The organism is Aliidiomarina sanyensis (assembly GCF_003987175.1).
Lineage (GTDB): Bacteria > Pseudomonadota > Gammaproteobacteria > Enterobacterales > Alteromonadaceae > Aliidiomarina > Aliidiomarina sanyensis.
The window spans coordinates 1-18,331 of the sequence record NZ_PIPM01000020.1 but is presented as its reverse complement, the minus strand read 5'-3'; the positions used below and the strand labels follow the sequence as shown (position 1 = coordinate 18,331).

32 protein-coding genes are annotated in these 18,331 nt (G+C 48.6%); all 32 read right to left on the bottom strand.

Annotated features, from left to right (window positions below; genetic code table 11):
• Window positions 1–457 precede the first annotated feature (457 nt).
• Complete coding sequence (locus CWE11_RS11475) at window positions 458–943, bottom strand: YajQ family cyclic di-GMP-binding protein (protein ID WP_126777771.1); 486 nt, start codon at window positions 941–943, stop codon at window positions 458–460.
• Between the two features lie 130 nt (window positions 944–1,073).
• Window positions 1,074–1,472 carry a 50S ribosomal protein L17 gene (rplQ, locus tag CWE11_RS11470; RefSeq protein ID WP_126777770.1) on the bottom strand — a complete coding sequence of 133 codons (399 nt, stop codon included), beginning with the start codon at window positions 1,470–1,472 and terminating at the stop codon, window positions 1,074–1,076.
• A 52-nt stretch (window positions 1,473–1,524) separates the two neighbouring features.
• Window positions 1,525–2,514, bottom strand: a complete 990-nt coding sequence (locus tag CWE11_RS11465; RefSeq protein WP_126777769.1) for a DNA-directed RNA polymerase subunit alpha — start codon at window positions 2,512–2,514, stop codon at window positions 1,525–1,527.
• A 25-nt stretch (window positions 2,515–2,539) separates the two neighbouring features.
• Complete coding sequence (gene rpsD, locus CWE11_RS11460) at window positions 2,540–3,160, bottom strand: 30S ribosomal protein S4 (protein WP_126777768.1); 621 nt, start codon at window positions 3,158–3,160, stop codon at window positions 2,540–2,542.
• Window positions 3,161–3,190: 30 nt separating this feature from the next.
• On the bottom strand, window positions 3,191–3,580 hold the full coding sequence (gene rpsK / locus CWE11_RS11455; RefSeq protein WP_126777767.1) for a 30S ribosomal protein S11: 390 nt from the start codon (window positions 3,578–3,580) through the stop codon (window positions 3,191–3,193).
• Between the two features lie 12 nt (window positions 3,581–3,592).
• Window positions 3,593–3,949, bottom strand: a complete 357-nt coding sequence (gene rpsM, locus CWE11_RS11450; protein ID WP_126777766.1) for a 30S ribosomal protein S13 — start codon at window positions 3,947–3,949, stop codon at window positions 3,593–3,595.
• A 122-nt stretch (window positions 3,950–4,071) separates the two neighbouring features.
• Window positions 4,072–4,185, bottom strand: coding sequence for a 50S ribosomal protein L36 (gene rpmJ / locus CWE11_RS11445; protein WP_072155090.1), 114 nt, complete (start codon window positions 4,183–4,185; stop codon window positions 4,072–4,074).
• A gap of 24 nt (window positions 4,186–4,209) precedes the next feature.
• On the bottom strand, window positions 4,210–5,538 hold the full coding sequence (gene secY / locus CWE11_RS11440; RefSeq protein WP_126777765.1) for a preprotein translocase subunit SecY: 1,329 nt from the start codon (window positions 5,536–5,538) through the stop codon (window positions 4,210–4,212).
• A gap of 7 nt (window positions 5,539–5,545) precedes the next feature.
• Window positions 5,546–5,980 (bottom strand): 50S ribosomal protein L15, encoded by a 435-nt coding sequence (gene rplO / locus CWE11_RS11435; protein WP_126777764.1) that lies wholly within the window; start codon window positions 5,978–5,980, stop codon window positions 5,546–5,548.
• A gap of 3 nt (window positions 5,981–5,983) precedes the next feature.
• On the bottom strand, window positions 5,984–6,166 hold the full coding sequence (gene rpmD, locus CWE11_RS11430) for a 50S ribosomal protein L30 (RefSeq protein WP_126777763.1): 183 nt from the start codon (window positions 6,164–6,166) through the stop codon (window positions 5,984–5,986).
• Window positions 6,167–6,172: 6 nt separating this feature from the next.
• Complete coding sequence (gene rpsE, locus CWE11_RS11425) at window positions 6,173–6,673, bottom strand: 30S ribosomal protein S5 (RefSeq protein WP_126777762.1); 501 nt, start codon at window positions 6,671–6,673, stop codon at window positions 6,173–6,175.
• Window positions 6,674–6,682: 9 nt separating this feature from the next.
• Entirely contained in the window at window positions 6,683–7,036 is a 354-nt protein-coding gene (gene rplR / locus CWE11_RS11420) for a 50S ribosomal protein L18 (protein WP_126777761.1), read from the bottom strand.
• 9 nt (window positions 7,037–7,045) lie between these two features.
• The gene (gene rplF / locus CWE11_RS11415) at window positions 7,046–7,579 is read right to left on the bottom strand and encodes a 50S ribosomal protein L6 (protein WP_126777760.1); all 534 of its coding nucleotides are present in this window, start codon (window positions 7,577–7,579) and stop codon (window positions 7,046–7,048) included.
• A gap of 14 nt (window positions 7,580–7,593) precedes the next feature.
• On the bottom strand, window positions 7,594–7,986 hold the full coding sequence (gene rpsH / locus CWE11_RS11410; RefSeq protein WP_126777759.1) for a 30S ribosomal protein S8: 393 nt from the start codon (window positions 7,984–7,986) through the stop codon (window positions 7,594–7,596).
• A gap of 26 nt (window positions 7,987–8,012) precedes the next feature.
• On the bottom strand, window positions 8,013–8,318 hold the full coding sequence (rpsN, locus tag CWE11_RS11405; protein ID WP_126777758.1) for a 30S ribosomal protein S14: 306 nt from the start codon (window positions 8,316–8,318) through the stop codon (window positions 8,013–8,015).
• A gap of 11 nt (window positions 8,319–8,329) precedes the next feature.
• On the bottom strand, window positions 8,330–8,869 hold the full coding sequence (gene rplE / locus CWE11_RS11400) for a 50S ribosomal protein L5 (RefSeq protein WP_126777757.1): 540 nt from the start codon (window positions 8,867–8,869) through the stop codon (window positions 8,330–8,332).
• Window positions 8,870–8,888: 19 nt separating this feature from the next.
• Entirely contained in the window at window positions 8,889–9,203 is a 315-nt protein-coding gene (gene rplX / locus CWE11_RS11395) for a 50S ribosomal protein L24 (RefSeq protein ID WP_126777756.1), read from the bottom strand.
• Between the two features lie 11 nt (window positions 9,204–9,214).
• Window positions 9,215–9,583: a 50S ribosomal protein L14 gene (gene rplN, locus CWE11_RS11390; protein WP_126777755.1), complete on the bottom strand. Its 369-nt coding sequence runs from the start codon at window positions 9,581–9,583 to the stop codon at window positions 9,215–9,217.
• A gap of 188 nt (window positions 9,584–9,771) precedes the next feature.
• Entirely contained in the window at window positions 9,772–11,127 is a 1,356-nt protein-coding gene (locus tag CWE11_RS11385; protein ID WP_126777754.1) for a carbohydrate porin, read from the bottom strand.
• A gap of 125 nt (window positions 11,128–11,252) precedes the next feature.
• The gene (rpsQ, locus tag CWE11_RS11380) at window positions 11,253–11,516 is read right to left on the bottom strand and encodes a 30S ribosomal protein S17 (RefSeq protein ID WP_126777753.1); all 264 of its coding nucleotides are present in this window, start codon (window positions 11,514–11,516) and stop codon (window positions 11,253–11,255) included.
• On the bottom strand, window positions 11,516–11,707 hold the full coding sequence (gene rpmC / locus CWE11_RS11375; RefSeq protein WP_126777752.1) for a 50S ribosomal protein L29: 192 nt from the start codon (window positions 11,705–11,707) through the stop codon (window positions 11,516–11,518). Before rpmC ends, rpsQ begins: the two co-directional genes overlap by 1 nt.
• A complete protein-coding gene (rplP, locus tag CWE11_RS11370) occupies window positions 11,707–12,120 on the bottom strand; it encodes a 50S ribosomal protein L16 (protein ID WP_126777751.1) in 414 nt (137 codons plus the stop codon). Before rplP ends, rpmC begins: the two co-directional genes overlap by 1 nt.
• Before the next feature lie 11 nt (window positions 12,121–12,131).
• Complete coding sequence (gene rpsC / locus CWE11_RS11365; RefSeq protein WP_126777750.1) at window positions 12,132–12,818, bottom strand: 30S ribosomal protein S3; 687 nt, start codon at window positions 12,816–12,818, stop codon at window positions 12,132–12,134.
• A gap of 10 nt (window positions 12,819–12,828) precedes the next feature.
• On the bottom strand, window positions 12,829–13,161 hold the full coding sequence (rplV, locus tag CWE11_RS11360; RefSeq protein WP_126777749.1) for a 50S ribosomal protein L22: 333 nt from the start codon (window positions 13,159–13,161) through the stop codon (window positions 12,829–12,831).
• A 12-nt stretch (window positions 13,162–13,173) separates the two neighbouring features.
• Entirely contained in the window at window positions 13,174–13,452 is a 279-nt protein-coding gene (gene rpsS, locus CWE11_RS11355; protein WP_126777748.1) for a 30S ribosomal protein S19, read from the bottom strand.
• A gap of 17 nt (window positions 13,453–13,469) precedes the next feature.
• Window positions 13,470–14,294 (bottom strand): 50S ribosomal protein L2, encoded by an 825-nt coding sequence (gene rplB / locus CWE11_RS11350; protein ID WP_126777747.1) that lies wholly within the window; start codon window positions 14,292–14,294, stop codon window positions 13,470–13,472.
• Window positions 14,295–14,311: 17 nt separating this feature from the next.
• On the bottom strand, window positions 14,312–14,614 hold the full coding sequence (rplW, locus tag CWE11_RS11345; protein WP_126777746.1) for a 50S ribosomal protein L23: 303 nt from the start codon (window positions 14,612–14,614) through the stop codon (window positions 14,312–14,314).
• Window positions 14,611–15,216, bottom strand: a complete 606-nt coding sequence (gene rplD / locus CWE11_RS11340; RefSeq protein ID WP_126777745.1) for a 50S ribosomal protein L4 — start codon at window positions 15,214–15,216, stop codon at window positions 14,611–14,613. Before rplD ends, rplW begins: the two co-directional genes overlap by 4 nt.
• Before the next feature lie 18 nt (window positions 15,217–15,234).
• Window positions 15,235–15,873, bottom strand: a complete 639-nt coding sequence (rplC, locus tag CWE11_RS11335; protein WP_126777744.1) for a 50S ribosomal protein L3 — start codon at window positions 15,871–15,873, stop codon at window positions 15,235–15,237.
• A 35-nt stretch (window positions 15,874–15,908) separates the two neighbouring features.
• A complete protein-coding gene (gene rpsJ, locus CWE11_RS11330) occupies window positions 15,909–16,220 on the bottom strand; it encodes a 30S ribosomal protein S10 (RefSeq protein WP_126777743.1) in 312 nt (103 codons plus the stop codon).
• A gap of 288 nt (window positions 16,221–16,508) precedes the next feature.
• On the bottom strand, window positions 16,509–17,714 hold the full coding sequence (locus CWE11_RS11325; protein ID WP_126777742.1) for a dipeptidase: 1,206 nt from the start codon (window positions 17,712–17,714) through the stop codon (window positions 16,509–16,511).
• A 56-nt stretch (window positions 17,715–17,770) separates the two neighbouring features.
• Window positions 17,771–18,073, bottom strand: coding sequence for a hypothetical protein (locus CWE11_RS11320; protein ID WP_126777741.1), 303 nt, complete (start codon window positions 18,071–18,073; stop codon window positions 17,771–17,773).
• Between the last annotated feature and the right edge of the window lie 258 nt (window positions 18,074–18,331).

Sequence of the window (18,331 nt, the reverse complement as noted above, 5' to 3'; positions counted from 1 at the left end):
TGCAAAGTTGCTTCGTCACCCCAATTAAGAGGCCGAAGCGGCTCAACTATATGAATTTCTGGTGTCTTACTTTTTAGTAAGGCTCCTGCTTTCTAAGCTGAACCAGTTGCCAAATTAATGGCTTGGTCGATGCTTGTCGTCGCAAGTGCCCACACAGATTGCTTGGCTTGATAAATTGTTAAAGAACGTTGCTTCTTTCCGAAGCAGGGATGCGAATTCTACGCTACCCCATCTTGAAGTCAAGGCGTCTTTCGATCTTTTTTGATCTAGCGCAATGCGCTGACTGCTTTGCTTCCCGCCGTCACATTCTCCGTGACAACGGAGGCGCATTATAGAGATCGAATCAGGACGATCAAGATCTTTTTTTAAAAAAAATTCCGACCGGTTATTTTCTGCGCAAACCGGCGAAAAAAACCGCTCAAAACCTAGAAAATAAACGTTTATTTAACCTTTTTGCTTAATCTCGGAAGTTTTCAAATTGAAGCGGTAACTCAATATCCGAGTCTTTGAGCAGCGCAATCGTCATTTGTAGATCGTCTCTTTTCTTACCGGTCACACGAATCTTCTCACCTTGGATAGACGATTGGACTTTCACTTTACTTTCTTTGATCAGTTTCGTGATCTGCTTGGCCACCGGCTGATCAATCCCTTGCTTAAAGGTCACATGAAACGAATAGGTCTTCCCGCTGTGCACGGGATCATCTTCGACATCTGCACCCGCGAGCGTGATCCCACGTTTAGTACATTGGTTTCGCAGAATCTCCAACAACTGCCGTGCTTGAAAATCAGATTCAGTTTTTAGCGTTACTGTTAAATCGCTCAACTCAATCGATGATTCGACGCCGCGGAAATCAAAACGCGTTGAGAGTTCCCGGTTTGCGTTATCAACAGCATGGCGGAGCTCGACTTTATCGATCTCTGAAACAATATCAAAACTTGGCATGCAGTATCTCCTTACCCACCCAATTCATTAAGTGAGTTATTGTTCACGAACTTATCAAAAATGACCAGACCAGAAATAAAAAAACGGAGCCCGAGGGACTCCGTTTTTTCAAAGTGTTGGAACCAAGTGCTTACTCTTCAGCAGCCGCTTCTTCTACAACTTCTTCAGTTACAGGTCGGTCAACCAACTCGATAAATGCCATAGGCGCTTGGTCACCAGCACGGAAACCACATTTCAGAATCCGGGTGTATCCACCTGGACGCTCTGCGAAACGTGGGCCAAGCTCGTTAAATAGCTTACCTACAACTTCTTTATCGCGAGTGCGAGCAAATGCCAAACGGCGGTTTGCAACGCTATCTTCTTTTGCCAAAGTAATCAAAGGTTCGATTACCCGGCGCAGCTCTTTCGCTTTTGGCACAGTGGTCTTAATCACTTCGTGACGGACCAATGAGCTTGCCATGTTACGGAACATAGCCTGGCGATGGCTGCTGTTTCGGTTAAGTTGACGACCACTCTTACGATGGCGCATACCAATACCCTTCTCAGTAAATCTTCTACCTAGGCGACCTTAATCGGCGTCCTTAGTCGTTATCCAACAAGCTTGCTGGTGGCCAGTTCTCGAGGCGCATGCCTAGAGATAATCCACGCGACGCAAGTACGTCCTTGATTTCGGTCAGCGATTTCTTACCGAGGTTTGGAGTCTTCAACAACTCAACCTCAGTGCGCTGAACCAGATCGCCAATATACTGAATCGCTTCTGCTTTCAGACAGTTTGCAGACCGGACAGTCAGCTCTAGGTCATCGACCGGACGGAGGAGAATCGGATCAAACTCCGGCTTCTCTTCTTTCTCTTCTGGCTCGCTGACATCACGCAATTCAACAAATGCTTCCAACTGTTCAGCTAGAATTGTTGCCGCGCGACGAATCGCTTCTTCTGGATCGATGGTACCGTTGGTTTCCATATCGATAACCAGTTTGTCCAAGTCTGTACGTTGCTCAACACGTGCCGCATCGACATTGTAAGCAATACGCTCAACTGGACTGTATGAAGCGTCTACCAAAAGACGACCGATTGAACGACCTTCTTCTTCATTCTGCTGACGAACGTTTGCAGGGACGTAACCACGACCGCGTTCAACTTTGATGCGCATTGAAAAATCAATGTCACCGGTCAACGTACAAATCAGGTGCTCCGGGTTGCAGATTTCAACGTCACCATCAGTGGTGATGTCGCCTGCGGTGACCGGACCTACTCCTGACTTGCTCAAAGTCAACGTAGCTTCGTCTTTGCCGTTCAGTTTGACAGCCAGACCTTTCAGGTTGAGCAGGATCTCGATGATGTCTTCCTGCACACCCTCTTTCGTGCTGTATTCATGCTGTACGCCGTCAATCTCTACTTCAGTTACCGCACATCCTGGCATTGAAGAGAGAAGGATACGACGCAGAGCATTACCCAGCGTATGACCGAAACCGCGCTCCAACGGCTCCAAAGTGACCTTTGCGCGATTGGGGCCAATTTGCTCGATATCCACGAGACGCGGTTTCAGAAATTCGGTTACAGAACCCTGCATTGTGTCCTCTCTTTGTGCTGAGGCCTTACTTCGAGTAAAGCTCTACGATCAACTGTTCGTTAATGTCTGCAGACAGGTCAGTCCGTTCTGGGTGACGCTTGAAGACACCAGACATTTCTTTCGTGTCTACTTCAACCCAAATTGGCTTTTCACGCTGCTCTGCAAGCTCAAGCGCAGCACCAATACGTGCTTGCTTTTTGGCTTTTTCGCGAACGCTGACCACGTCTTCAGGCTTCACCTGAAACGATGGAATGTTCACAACCCGACCATTTACAACGATCGCTTTGTGGCTTACCAACTGACGCGCTTCAGCACGAGTTGACGCAAAGCCCATCCGGTATACAACATTGTCGAGACGAGACTCGAGAAGTTGTAATAGGTTCTCACCGGTGTTGCCTTTCAATCGCGCAGCTTCTTTATAGTAGTTACGGAATTGCTTCTCGAGCACACCGAAAATACGACGTACTTTTTGCTTTTCACGTAACTGGAGACCGTAGTCAGACAAACGACCGCGACGCGCGCCGTGTTGACCAGGTGCATTCTCCAACTTACATTTTGAGTCGATTGCACGAACACCGCTCTTCAGAAAGAGATCGGTTCCTTCGCGACGACTCAGTTTGAGTTTTGGACCCAAATATCTAGCCATGTTCTTTCTCCAACTATCGTTTCACGCCAATTAAACGCGACGTTTTTTAGGCGGACGACAACCGTTGTGAGGAATAGGAGTCACATCGGTAATGTTTGTGATTTTGTATCCGACCGCATTCAGGGCACGAATCGAAGATTCACGACCTGGACCTGGTCCTTTCACGAACACTTCCAGATTTTTCAGACCATATTCCTTCGCCATTTCACCAGCACGCTCTGCAGCTACCTGAGCAGCAAACGGAGTGGACTTACGTGAGCCACGGAAACCTGAACCACCTGCGGTAGCCCAAGAAAGCGCGTTGCCTTGGCGATCAGTGATTGTCACGATCGTGTTGTTGAAAGACGCATGGATGTGCGCCATTCCATCGGTCACTTGCTTTTTAACGCGCTTCCGAGTACGAGTAGGTGCTTTAGCCATAATCGCTTCTCCTTACTTCTTAATCGGTTTACGCGGACCTTTACGAGTGCGCGCATTAGTTTTAGTGCGCTGACCACGTAAAGGTAAGCTGCGACGATGACGGAGACCACGGTAACAACCGAGGTCCATCAGACGCTTGATGTTCATTGAAACTTCACGACGCAGGTCACCTTCTACAGTGTATTTTGCAACCGCATCACGAATTACGTCGATTTGATCCTCTGACAATGAGCCGAGTTTTGTATCTTCAGCGATACCTACAGAAGCCAAGATCGCCTTTGAGCGAGTCAGGCCAACACCGTAGATCGATGTCAATGCAATTACAGCATGTTTGTTGTCAGGGACGTTAATGCCAGCTATACGGGCCACTAACATATCTCCTATAGTCTAATGGGCACCAGTTGAAAAGCCCGTTAGGATACTCAACCGGTATACTTAATGCAAATAGCATTTATCACAGCCCGGTAAAAACCGGACTGTGACATTCTTTCTTAACCCTGCCGTTGTTTATGCTTTGGGTCAGTACAAATCACCCGGACTACTCCGTGGCGTTTGATGACCTTGCAGTTCCGGCAGATCTTCTTAACGGAAGCACGTACTTTCATTGCTAGTCTCCGTAACCAACGACCTTAGCGGCCGTAGCCCTTAAGGTTCGCTTTTTTCAGCACCGACTCATATTGATGAGACATCATGTGAGTCTGTACCTGAGCCATGAAATCCATAATAACAATGACGATAATCAACAGTGATGTACCGCCGAAGTAGAACTGAACGTTCCACGCAATCATCATGAATTCAGGAACCAAACAGATAAATGTTATGTACAGAGCGCCAGCCAGCGTGAGTCGTGTCATCACTTTGTCAATGTAGCGCGAAGTTTGTTCACCTGGACGGATGCCCGGAATAAACGCACCTGACTTCTTCAAGTTATCTGCTGTATCGCGAGGGTTAAACACCAACGCAGTATAGAAGAAACAGAAGAAAATAATCGCCGCCGCATACAGCATCACGTACAGAGGTTGTCCCGGTGACAATGTCAACGCAACATTCTGTAACGCTTCTGCCACGCCGCCTTCGCCTTGCCCAAACCATGAAGCCATAGTTCCAGGGAACAAGATGATGCTCGACGCAAAGATCGGAGGAATTACACCGGCCATATTAACTTTCAATGGCAAGTGAGAACTCTGTGCAGCAAAAACCTTACGCCCTTTTTGCTGTTTGGCGTAGTTTACCACAATCCGACGCTGTCCGCGCTCTACAAATACAACAAAGTAAGTAACCGCAAAAACGATTACCCCGATTAACAACAGCAGTAGGAGGTGCAGGTCGCCCTGACGCGCCTGTTCTGCTGTTTGACCGACCGCTGAAGGCAAGCCTGCAACAATCCCGGCAAAGATGATAATTGAGATACCGTTACCGATGCCTCGTTCCGTAATTTGCTCACCTAGCCACATAAGGAACATAGTTCCCGTAACCAAGCTCACCACTGCAGTAAAATAGAATGCAGGACCGGGGTTCGCGACTAATCCAGGGATTAGATTCGGAAGCCCCGTTGCAATACCTATCGACTGCATCGTTGCGAGAACGAGAGTACCCCAACGCGTGTATTGGCTGATCTTACGTCGCCCTGCTTCCCCTTCCTTCTTCAACTCTGCAAGCTTTGGATGAACCACAGCAAGCAACTGCATGATGATGGCAGAGGTAATGTAGGGCATGATACCCAACGCAAGGATCGACGCGCGCTCCAGAGCACCACCGCTGAACATGTTAAACATGGCCACGATGGTTCCCTGTTGCTGCTCGAACAACTCAGCTAATACGGCTGCATCTACACCAGGAATCGGCACGAAAGACGCAGCACGGAATACGATGATTGCTCCGAGAACAAACAACAAACGCGTTTTCAGTTCTGATAATCCGCCTTTCGCGCTGGATTTTTCCAATCCTGGTCTAGCCATGAGTCAATTATCCTTCGACTTTGCCGCCGGCCGCTTCGATTAACTCGCGCGCACCTTTAGTGACTTTAATACCCTGTACAGTGACTGCACGGCTAATTTCACCAGACTTGATGACTTTGACGAACAAAATGTTCTTCTTCACCAAACCTGCGTCTTTCAAACCGTCCAGAGTCACGGTGTCACCGGCTACTTTGGCCAACTCACTCAACGTCACTTCTGCAGTTTGGAATGATTTACGCGAAGTAAAACCAAACTTAGGCAGACGACGCTGCAATGGCATTTGACCACCTTCGAAACCTGGTTTCACGCTTCCGCCTGAACGAGATTTCTGACCTTTGTGACCGCGACCACCTGTCTTGCCAAGACCAGAACCAATACCACGACCAACGCGCTTCTTAGCTGTCTTTGCACCAGGTGCAGGAGAGAGAGAATTCAAAAACATGTCTTACTCCTCTACCTTAACCATGTAATAAACCTTATTCACCATACCGCGAACTGAAGGTGTATCTTCAAGTTCAACGGTGTGGTTGATCCGGCGTAGACCCAAACCGACTAAAGTGGCTTTATGCTTTGGTAAGCGGCCAATTGAGCTTTTGGTTTGCGTTACTTTGATTGTCTTTTTCGCCATCGTTCATTACCCCACGATTTCGTCAACAGACAGTCCGCGTTTTGCAGCGATCTGCTCTGGCGAGTGCATAGCCTCGAGAGCTTTGATCGTTGCGCGAACAACGTTGATTGGGTTAGTTGAACCGTACGCTTTTGACAGAACGTTGTGTACACCCGCAACTTCGAGTACTGCACGCATCGCACCACCGGCGATGATACCTGTACCTTCAGATGCTGGCTGCATGTATACGTTCGAGCCAGAGTGACGACCTTTAACAGGGTGCTGCAACGTTCCATTAGTCAACTGAACTGTGACCATGTTACGACGCGCTTTTTCCATCGCCTTCTGGATAGCAGCAGGCACTTCACGTGCTTTACCGTAACCGAAACCGATTTTACCTTGACCATCACCTACCACAGTCAGCGCAGTGAAGCTAAAGATACGACCACCTTTAACCACTTTAGAGACGCGGTTGACTGTGATTAACTTTTCTACCAGTTCACCGTTTTGAGCTTCTTGATTTGCCATTATCGTCTCCTAGAACTGCAGTCCTGCTTCACGGGCAGCATCTGCCAGTGCAGCAACACGACCGTGGTACTTGAAGCCACTGCGATCAAAAGATACAGACTCAACGCCCTTCTCTTTCGCACGCTCGGCGATCAACTTACCGACGAATTTAGCGGCTTCCACGTTACCCGTGTTTTTCACCTGCTCTTTGATCGAACTTTCTACAGTAGAAGCAGTAGCTAAAACTTCTGAGCCACTTGCTGCGATCAACTGAGCATAAATGTGCCGCGGGGTACGGTGAACCACCAGACGGGTTGCACCCAACTCTTGAATTTTCTTACGTGCGCGAGTAGCACGACGTAAGCGAGCTGATTTCTTGTCCATCGTATTACCCTATTTCTTCTTGGCTTCTTTACGGCGCACTTGCTCGTCGCTGTAACGAACACCTTTACCTTTGTAAGGTTCTGGTTTCCGATACGCACGAATATTCGCAGCAACCTGACCAACCAGTTGCTTATCAGCGCCCTTCACGACAACCTCAGTTTGAGTTGGCGTTTCAACAGTAACACCTGCTGGAACTTGGAACTCGACTGGGTGTGAGAAGCCTAGGCTCAGATTCAGTTTGCTACCTTGAGCTTGTGCACGATAACCGACACCAACAAGGTTCAGTTTACGGACAAAGCCTTCGGTAACCCCGACTACCATGTTATTTAACAAAGCGCGCGCGGTACCTGCTTGTGCAACTGCATTTGCCATACCTTCACGAGGTACAGTACGCAGTTCTTGATCAGCAGAAGAAATCTCTACTGCATCATTAAAAACACGAGTCAGTGTGCCCATTGCGCCTTTAACTGTTACTTCCTGGCCGTTCAGCGTAACTTCAACGCCAGCAGGGATAGCAACAGGTGCCTTAGCAACGCGTGACATATCCTTACCTCCCGTTACGCTACGTAACCAATGATTTCACCGCCAAGTCCAGCTGCTCGAGCTGCACGGTCAGTCATTAGTCCTTTCGACGTAGAAACAACTGCAATACCGAGACCGCCCATTACTTTAGGCAGTTCGTTACGCTTCTTATAAATCCGCAGACCAGGACGGCTTACACGCTGAATTGACTCGATGACAGGCTTGCCTTCGAAGTACTTCAGAGTGATTTCCAATTCTGGTTTAACGCCAGACTCTACTTTGTACGCGGTGATATAACCTTCATCTTGCAGAACTTGAGCGATTGCTTCTTTCTGCTTAGATGCTGGCATAACCACTGCTACTTTGTTCGCAGACTGAGCGTTGCGAATGCGAGTAAACATATCCGCAATTGGATCTTGCATGCTCATTTTTGCTTTCTCCCGTGATTCGTGGCTTACCAGCTAGCTTTTTTCAAGCCAGGAATTTCACCGCGCATAGCTTTTTCACGAACCTTGATACGGCTCATGCCAAACTTACGCAGATAACCATGTGGACGACCAGTCACACGGCAGCGGTTACGCTGGCGTGAAGGACTGGAATCACGAGGAAGCTTCTGAAGTTCCAGAACGGCTTCCCAGCGTTGTTCGTCGCTGGACGCTGGGTTACTGATAGTAGCTTTCAGTGCGCGGCGTTTTTCAGCATATTTTTCAATAAGCTGAGCACGCTTCAGTTCGCGCATTTTCATAGAAACTTTTGCCATAACTCTACACCTTACTTTTTAAACGGGAAGTTAAAGGCAGTCAGCAATGCACGCGCTTCATCATCGCTCTGTGCACTGGTGGTAATCGTGATATCCAAACCACGTACCCGGTCGACTTTGTCGTAGTCGATTTCTGGGAAAATGATTTGCTCACGAACGCCCATGCTGTAGTTCCCGCGACCGTCAAATGACTTCGGGTTTAACCCACGGAAGTCACGAATCCGAGGAATCGCAATAGAGATCAGTCTCTGCAGGAAGTCCCACATGTGCTCACCGCGTAGAGTTACTTTACAACCAATCGGGAAGCCTTCACGGATCTTGAAGCCTGCGACAGATTTACGCGCAACAGTACGGACAACTTTTTGACCAGTAATGGCCTCAAGGTCTGCAACTGCATTGTCGAGAATCTTTTTGTCGACTAGTGCTTCACCAACACCCATATTCAGGGTGATTTTCTCAATCCGAGGGACTTGCATGACACTGGTGTAGCTGAACTGTTTCATCAGCTCAGGAACTACAGTCTCTTTATAAAAATCATGCAGTTTCGCCATCGTATACTCCAAATTTCAATTAGATGATTTCATTGTTAGATTTGAAAACGCGAACTTTCTTCTCGCCTTCAATCTTGAAACCAACACGATCTGCTGTGCCAGTCGCTGGGTTGAAAATCGCAACATTAGAAACATGAATAGGGGCTTCTTTTTCTACGATGCCACCTGGTTCATTCAGAGCCGGATTTGGCTTCTGATGTTTCTTGATAATGTTAACGCCTTCTACCACTACGCGATCGGAGCTGGTCAGAACTGAAAGCACTTTACCGCGCTTCCCTTTGTCCTTACCTGCCAACACAACCACTTCGTCATCACGTCTGATTTTTGCCGCCATTTTTAGACTCCTTATAGTACTTCTGGCGCCAGGGAGATGATCTTCATGAACTGCTCACCGCGCAATTCACGAGTCACCGGGCCAAAGATACGGGTCCCAATCGGCTGTAAGTTGTTATTCAAAATAACAGCCGCATTGCGGTCAAAACGGATAACAGAGCCGTCTTGACGACGGACGCCTTTCCGGGTGCGAACGACCACCGCATTGTAAACATCACCTTTCTTCACCTTGCCACGAGGAATTGCTTCCTTCACTGACACTTTGATGACATCACCGATGTTTGCGTAACGGCGGTGCGAACCACCTAGAACCTTAATACATTGTACGCTGCGCGCGCCCGAGTTGTCGGCCACGTCGAGCATAGATTGCATCTGGATCATCTCAGTGCTCCGCTTGAGTTAGTAAACCAGACTCTCCCGAGTCCATATAACTTCTGACTGAACCTCTCAGAAAGAAGACCCCATATTAAAAGGGCGCGAAATTGTAACAGAAAAGATTGGGAGAAGATAGAGGGATTTCACAGAAAAACAGAGGGGTTGAGGCGCCTGAGTTGACGCCTCAGATTTGTCTAAAAATAGTACCCGAAGTTTATATTAAAACGTGTGTTTGTTCTACCCCCATCGGTACCGGTAGAGCCACCGACGAACGGATGATTTTTAGCTGTGACTAGATCAATGTAGGTATACACACCGCCCGCAGTCACCGCAACACCGAGGACATTCATCCACGTATCATCATTGAACTCACGTTTGTTGGTCATCAGACTATAGTTGTTGTACCACAAGAGGTTCGAAATCGGACCAAGATTTACCGGCATCGAGTATGCAACATTTGCAGTCCAGAGGTCCGCTTTCGAGGGCATTGTTTCAAAGTAGTTATATGCAGCGGTAATGACACCAACATTCTCAATATCAAAGGTATAATCATACCGTGCATATTGCCCTTGGAATTCCCATGGTCCTGTATTGTACACCGCATGGAACGCGATATTTTCCCGATCTCCAATATTCCGAGCACCATCGTTGAAGCGGCCAAACTGCCCAGATACCCCAAGTTCGAGGTGGCGCTCATCATCGAATGCCCACTTCCGGGCGACCCGCCCCATCACGGTATTACTCTCACTCACGAGTTGACTCGGTTCATCAAAGGGATCCTCTCCCGCTAACCGGAGACCCACGACATCATATGCGTAGCGATCCGAAAGGTTGCGCACAAACCCTGTTGATCCGCCGAGCTCGTCATTTTTAATAAATGCGAGATCTAAATCCCAGGTGTCATTTCGGCGTTTGAAACGAATTCCGGCGCCAGGATTATCTTCCATCCCAACATAGAAATTCGTGCTGAAGAAGTAGCTATGTGAGTTATATGGCATGACACCGAACGGCTGAATAACCAGACCGATTTGCCCCTGCCATTCATCGGAGAAATCATAGCCAAAATAGGCATGTCGAACCGCCTCCATGTATTCAAACCAACGATACTGAGCCGATAAAATCACATCGCCCATCCGCCCATCGAAATCAATTCGGATGAGGTCAAAATCGAGATCACCGCCACGATTCCGATGTGCACGGTCGTAATCGTTCACTTGATATTGAAAACGGACCGCCCCACCAAACTCAATACCATCTTCCGCGCGTTCACCTCGTGCCTCACGCTCTGCTTCGATGGCTCGACGGGAAGCATCTGCAGCCTCTTCCGCCGCTTCTTGCGCTGCTTTTCGGTCATCTTCTGCTTGGGCGCGTTCGGCTTCGGCTTCACGTTGCAAAGCCTCATTCTCTGCTCGCAGGGCACGCAATTCTTGTTCTAGGATAGAGATTCGTTCTTCGATGGTGAGTTCGTTACTCTGTGCATGCACTGAACTGGGAGGGTATCCGATACTACATGCGAGGCCAATACTGAGGGCGATAAAACTCTTACGCATTCGTTGCTCCTTGCTGAATCGGCTAACAAGTGGATGTTAAGTATAGTAAGGCCCTCTCGTTACGCAAAAAAAACGGCCCTCCGAAGAGAGCCGTTTCTATACTTTAAGGCGTTTTCGCCGGCGGATTAGACGCCTGCAGCACGCTCAACAACATCGACCAATGTCCAGTTTTTAGTTTTTGAAATCGGGCGAGTTTCCCGAATTGTCACTAAATCACCTTCTTGGCACGTGTTATTTTCATCGTGTGCGTGGAGCTTAGTCGTCCGCTTAATGTACTTCCCATAGATTGGGTGCTTAACCTGGCGCTCGATAGCAACGATGATAGACTTGTCCATCTTGTTGCTCACAACGCGGCCTTGCAAAGTACGGATAGTTTTTGCTTCGCTCATTACGCACCTGCCTTTTGATTAATCACTGTTTTCACACGTGCGATATCTCTACGCACTTGCTTCAACAGGTGAGTCTGATTCAGCTGGCCGGTCGCAGCTTGCATGCGCAGGTTGAATTGCTCACGCAGCAAACCAAGCAGCTCTTGATTCAGCTCTTCAACGCTTTTCGCGTTTAGTTCGCTTGCTTTCATTACATCACCGTCCGAGAAACAAAGGTTGTCTTGAATGGCAGTTTGGCAGCCGCTAATTTGAATGCCTCACGTGCCAGCTCTTCAGATACACCGTCCATCTCGTACAAAACGCGACCCGGTTGAATCAAGCAAACCCAGTATTCAACGTTACCTTTACCTTTACCCATCCGCACTTCAAGAGGCTTCTTGGTAATTGGCTTGTCTGGGAATACGCGAATCCAGATTTTACCTTGACGCTTAACGTGACGCGTCATTGCACGACGAGCAGCTTCGATCTGACGCGCGGTCATACGACCACGTTCAGTAGCCTTTAGACCATAAGTTCCGAAGCTTACCTTGTTACCCGACTGCGCCAGACCGCGATTACGGCCGGTGTGCATCTTACGAAATTTCGTACGCTTAGGTTGTAACATGATGCTTCTCCTTACTTACGACCTTTGCCGCGCTTCTGCGCTGCTGGCTTTTCTTCGGCGACAGGCATACCGCCCAATACTTCGCCGCGGAAAACCCAAACCTTCACGCCAATGATACCGTAAGTTGTTGAAGCTTCAGCGGTCGCGTAATCGATGTCCGCACGCAACGTGTGCAACGGAACACGACCTTCGCGATACCACTCGGTACGTGCGATTTCAGCACCACCAAGACGGCCGCTCACTTCTACTTTGATACCTTTAGCACCTAGGCGCATAGCATTTTGTACCGCACGCTTCATAGCGCGACGGAACATAACGCGACGCTCGAGCTGGCCTGCAATGTTCTCAGCAACCAATTGAGCATCAAGCTCTGGCTTACGAACTTCAGAAATATTGATCTGTGCTGGAACACCAGTCAGTTTCGAAATTTCTTGACGCAGCTTCTCAACGTCTTCACCTTTTTTACCGATGACCACGCCTGGACGTGCAGTGTGAATCGTCACACGAACACTCTTGGCTGGACGCTCGATAACGATGCGTGATACTGAAGCACCACTCAGTTTTTCCTTCAGGAACAAACGAACCTGATGGTCACTGAATAGGTTATCAGCAAAATCCTTGGACTCCGCGAACCAGGTAGCATTATATGGCTTGGTGATACCTAGGCGAATACCATTAGGATGTACTTTCTGACCCATAACTTATCTCCTAGCTATCCGATACAACCACAGTAATGTGGCTGGTGCGCTTTAAGATACGATCCGCACGACCTTTCGCACGAGGCTTGATCCGCTTCATAGTAGGACCTTCGTCAACCATGATGGCAGAAACTTTCAACTCGTCGATATCCGCACCTTCGTTGTGCTCAGCATTTGCAATCGCTGATTCAAGAACTTTCTTGATCAGAGTCGCTGCTTTCTTCTGGCTGTATTCCAGAGTCTCTAGCGCTTTTGCAACTGATTGACCACGAATTTGGTCAGCAACCAAACGACCCTTTTGCGGAGAAAGGCGGGCAAATTTATGTTTAGCAATAGCTTGCATTGTATTCACCTCTTACCGTTTCTTAGCTTTCTTATCTGCAGCATGGCCGCGATAAGTGCGAGTCGGAGCGAATTCACCGAGCTTGTGACCAATCATCTCGTCAGAAACGAAGACTGGAACGTGCTGGCGACCGTTATGAACAGCGATGGTCAAACCAATCATATCTGGAATGATCATTGAACGACGGGACCAAGTCTTAATTGGCTTCTTGTCCCCGCTTTCCATCGCCTTCTCCACCTTCTTGAGTAGGTGAAGGTCAATAAATGGACCTTTTTTAAGAGAACGTGGCATTATAAAACCCCTTGCCTTTACTTAGTGCGACGACGCACGATGTACTTGCTAGTACGCTTGTTCTTACGAGTCTTATAACCCTTCGTAGGAACACCCCATGGAGTGACCGGATGACGTCCACCTGAAGTCCGGCCTTCACCACCACCGTGTGGGTGATCTACCGGGTTCATGGCAACACCACGGACCGTTGGGCGAACACCACGCCAGCGCGTTGCACCAGCTTTACCCAATTGCTTGAGCATGTGTTCAGCGTTACCAACCTCACCGATTGTCGCACGACAGTCGGCTAAAATTTTACGCACTTCACCTGAACGCAAGCGAACGGTGACGTACATACCTTCACGCGCCAAAACCTGCACTGAAGCACCTGCTGAACGCGCCAGCTGTGCACCTTTACCAGGCTTCATCTCCACAGCGTGAACAACAGAACCCACTGGGATGTTACGTAAAGGCAAAGCATTACCTGCTTTGATTGGTGCATCTGAGCCAGATACGATTTTGTCGCCAGACTTCAAGCTCTTTGGAGCTAGAACGTAGCGACGCTCGCCATCTGCATAAAGCACCAGAGCGATGTTTGCTGACCGGTTAGGGTCATACTCGATCCGCTCTACAGTTGCTGGAATACCGTCTTTGTTGCGCTTGAAATCAATCAAGCGGTAATGGTGCTTGTGACCACCACCAATGTGACGCACGGTAATCCGGCCATTATTGTTACGACCACCGTTCTTGGCGTTCTTTTCCAACAACGGAGCGTATGGCTTGCCTTTGTACAGGTCCTGACCAACGACTTTAACGACGTGGCGACGACCCGGAGACGTAGGCTTCATTTTTACAACAGCCATCTTCAATATCCTCCTGTTTACTCAGCGCCGCCGACGAAATCGATGTCAGCACCTTCGCCTAGAGTTACGTAAGCTTTTTTCCAATCGCTCCGCTTCCCTACGCGCATACCGAAACGCTTGGTTTTACCCTTAACGTTCAATGTGCGTACGCCGGTGACTTCGACTTCAAACAGTTTCTCTACCGCAGCTTTGATTTCTGACTTCGTTGCGTCTTTTGCTACTTTGAACACAACCGTGTTGTTGTTCTCAGCAGAAACAGTCGCTTTCTCAGAAACGTGAGGCGCCAGAATGACTTTCAGCAAACGTTCTTCACGCATCATGACAATGTCTCCTCAAGCTGCTTGACTGCGTCCGCGGTGAACAAGACCTTGTCGAATGCGATCAAGCTGACCGGATCGATGCCTTGTACATCACGTACGTCGACTTTATGCAGGTTACGAGAAGCCAGGAACAAGTTCTCATCAACATCTTTGGTGATGATTAGAACGTCGTTCAGTTCCAGCTCTTTCAACTTGCTTACGAGTTGCTTCGTTTTTGGCGTATCGATACCAAAATTTTCAACAACGATCAGACGATCTTGACGAACCAGCTCAGAGAGAATGCTCTTGAGTGCGCCACGATACATCTTCTTGTTTACTTTTTGTGCGTGATCCTGTGGTTTAGCTGCGAAGCTCACACCACCTGAACGCCACAATGGGCTGCGGATTGTACCCGCACGTGCGCGACCAGTACCTTTCTGGCGCCATGGCTTCTTGCCACCACCAGAAACTTCTGAACGCGTTTTTTGAGCCCGACTACCTTGACGTGCGCCAGCTGCATAGGCCACTACGACCTGATGCACCAAAGCTTCATTGTATTCACGTCCAAAGGTAGCTTCGGAAACTTCAAGAGCGCCTTTCGCGTCTTTTAATGCTAATTCCATCACTAATCTCCTCAGACGTTACGCTTTCACTGCCGGCTTAACGATAACGTTGCCACCAGAAGCTCCAGGGACCGCGCCTTTAACCAGAAGCAAGTTGCGCTCAGCGTCAACACGGACGACTTCAAGGGACTGCACGGTTACGCGCTCAGAACCCATGTGGCCGGCCATCTTCTTACCTTTGAATACTTTACCAGGTGACTGGTTTTGACCGATAGAACCCGGTGCACGATGCGACAATGAGTTACCATGCGTCGCGTCTTGCATGCTGAAGTTCCAGCGTTTCACAGTACCGGCGAAACCTTTACCTTTTGAGGTACCGGTTACGTCTACCATTTTGGTGTCCGCAAAGATTTCCACGGTCAGCTCAGATCCAACTTCGATGTCAGCACCTTCTTCGCCATTTAGGCGGAATTCCCACAGACCACGGCCAGCTTCTACGCCAGCTTTGGCGAAGTGACCTGCTGCAGGTTTGTTGACACGGTTGGTCTTCTTGCTACCAGTGGTCACCTGAAGCGCACGGTAACCATCAGTGTCCAGATTTTTAACCTGAGTCACACGGTTTGCCAGCACTTCGATCACAGTCACAGGAACTGAGGCGCCATCTTCTTGGAAGATACGCGTCATTCCTACTTTCCGACCGACTAGACCAATAGCCATTGTTAAAACCTCTTATCCAGAATCTTGTTGCTCACTTAGCCCAGGCTGATCTGCACATCAACGCCAGCAGCCAGGTCCAAACGCATCAGAGCGTCAACAGTTTTATCTGTTGGCTCGATGATATCGATAAGACGCTTGTGGGTGCGGATCTCGTACTGATCACGGGCGTCTTTGTTTACGTGCGGAGAAATCAGCACGGTGAAACGTTCTTTGCGCGTAGGAAGTGGAATAGGTCCACGAACCTGTGCACCGGTACGCTTCGCTGTATCTACGATTTCCGCCGTAGACTGGTCGATCAGGCGGTGATCGAAAGCTTTCAAGCGAATCCGAATTCTTTGACCAGACATAAATCAAAGCCTCATATAAAGAGCATTTAAAAAAGAGCATAAAAAAACTCGCCGCTTCGGCTACCTTTGCAAGTAGGAAGAGGAAGTATTTTTAACCACGTTCGACCCCCCATCGGGGTCGTTGTTGTCGTATCTGTGCCATCCAAACAAGGTGCGAGGTCGCGTTTTGCTTGGTTTCACGATACGAAAGCTTACTACGCCTAAAAAGACGTGGGCGAGATTATACGTAAATGGGGCAGAAAAGCAAGCGGAGACGCAGAATTATCTGCGTCCCCTCGTTCGAGGTAATTAAGGTTGTTGCGCTTGGGCTGCAAATTCCTCTGCGATGCGCCAAACCCGCAAGGTATTGCCGTGCAGAATCTTGTTAATATCGGTTTCGGAATAACCTCGGTCTAACAGACCTTGAATCAGATTTGGGAACGTCCGTACATCTTTCAAACCAACCGGCAATGTATCCCCTACACCATCGTAGTCAGAGCCAATTCCGACATGGTCAATCCCAACCAGATTCACGATATGGTCGATGTGGTCAAGCACATCTGCTTTCGTGGCGAAGGGGTAAGGGTTTTCTTCCCGCATGGTGGCAATCGCTGCTTCGGCCTCTGGAGTTCCTTCGCCGAGTCGTTCATTGATTTCCCGCGTCAAGCGCTGAATCCGTGCGCGGTGCTGATTGGCCATCGGCGTCACAAAGGTTGAACCAAACGTGACTTGAATCACCCCACCATTCTCGGCCAATGCCTTGATCATGTCATCGTTCATATTTCGCTGCCAACCTGGGGTGAAACGGCGAGCAGAAGAATGGGTAGCAATGACCGGAACTTGAGTTACTTCCAGCACGTTATAAAAAGCTTTATCAGAGATATGTGACACATCGACCATCATGCCGATCCGGTTCATCTCGCGCACCAGCTCCACGCCGAATGGACTTAAGCCGCCCCACGTTTGGCGAATGTCATAGGACGAGTCAGAAATATGATTGTCTTCCGAGTGGGCCAAGGTGACATAACGGACACCTCGATCATAAAAATGTTGAAGTTTTGCAAAATCACCTTCGATCGGTGCCCCATTTTCCATACCCATCGCAAGACTCATCAAACCCTGCTCTTGATGCGTAAAGAGATCATCCACTGAATGTGGAATCGCAAACTTATCGGGTGCTCGGTACACCAAGGCTTCCATGTAATCAATCAAGTGATTGGCCAGAGTGTAAGCCCCATTATCTTCATAGCTCGACGGGATATAGATCGCCATAAAAGGAACATTTAAACCGCCTGCAACCGCTCGTTCATAATCAAAGTCACCTCGCTCAGTTGCCTTACTCACATCTTCCCAATCATTGATGAGGCGCCATGGCACATCAATATGCGTATCAATAATCATTGATTCTTGCGCAATCCGCATTGCTCGCTCACCGGCCACGATTTCAGTGGATTGAACGGCAAGCGAGCTGAGCGTTAACGCACTCGCAAGTGCTAAGGTAAGAGCGGTCTTCATGAGCAGTTTCCTTGATTCTTATTGTTATGTCTGCATACAGATTATCAAAGAAACACTCATGGAGCGATAGGCTTGTCCTGCTTCTGAACACGCTGCGCAATCACTTTATCGTGACTGTTTGCAGAGCGCTGCAACTCAGCGACCTGAACTTTACTTTCGTCTAACTGCTGACGCGCCAAGCGTGGAGTACTTTCTTTCATTGAGCGTTGAACGGCACCACTCTGTGCAAGGACAACATAATGCATCAACTCCTTCAGGCTCACTTCTTGATCGCTTTTCTGATGTGCAAAAGCGTTGCTTACTGAACACAAACTAACGACTATTACACTGGCAATAAGCATTTTTGAGATTGTTTTCATGGGGTCTCTCCCTTTCGTCATTTAATGGTTGGTGATTGTTACCCATCCAAGACCACTTACTCTGGATACCCGATGTATATTCAACTCCCATGCCAACTATTTAAGTTATTGATAAATAATGTTTTTACTCAATCGAGTAGGAGGAGGCCTCCTGGCCTCCGTCCTCTCACACCACCGGGCATACGGTTCCGTACCACGGCGGTTCATAGGTTACATTTGAGCTGATGGTAACTGTCCATCAGCGATACCAGACCCAGT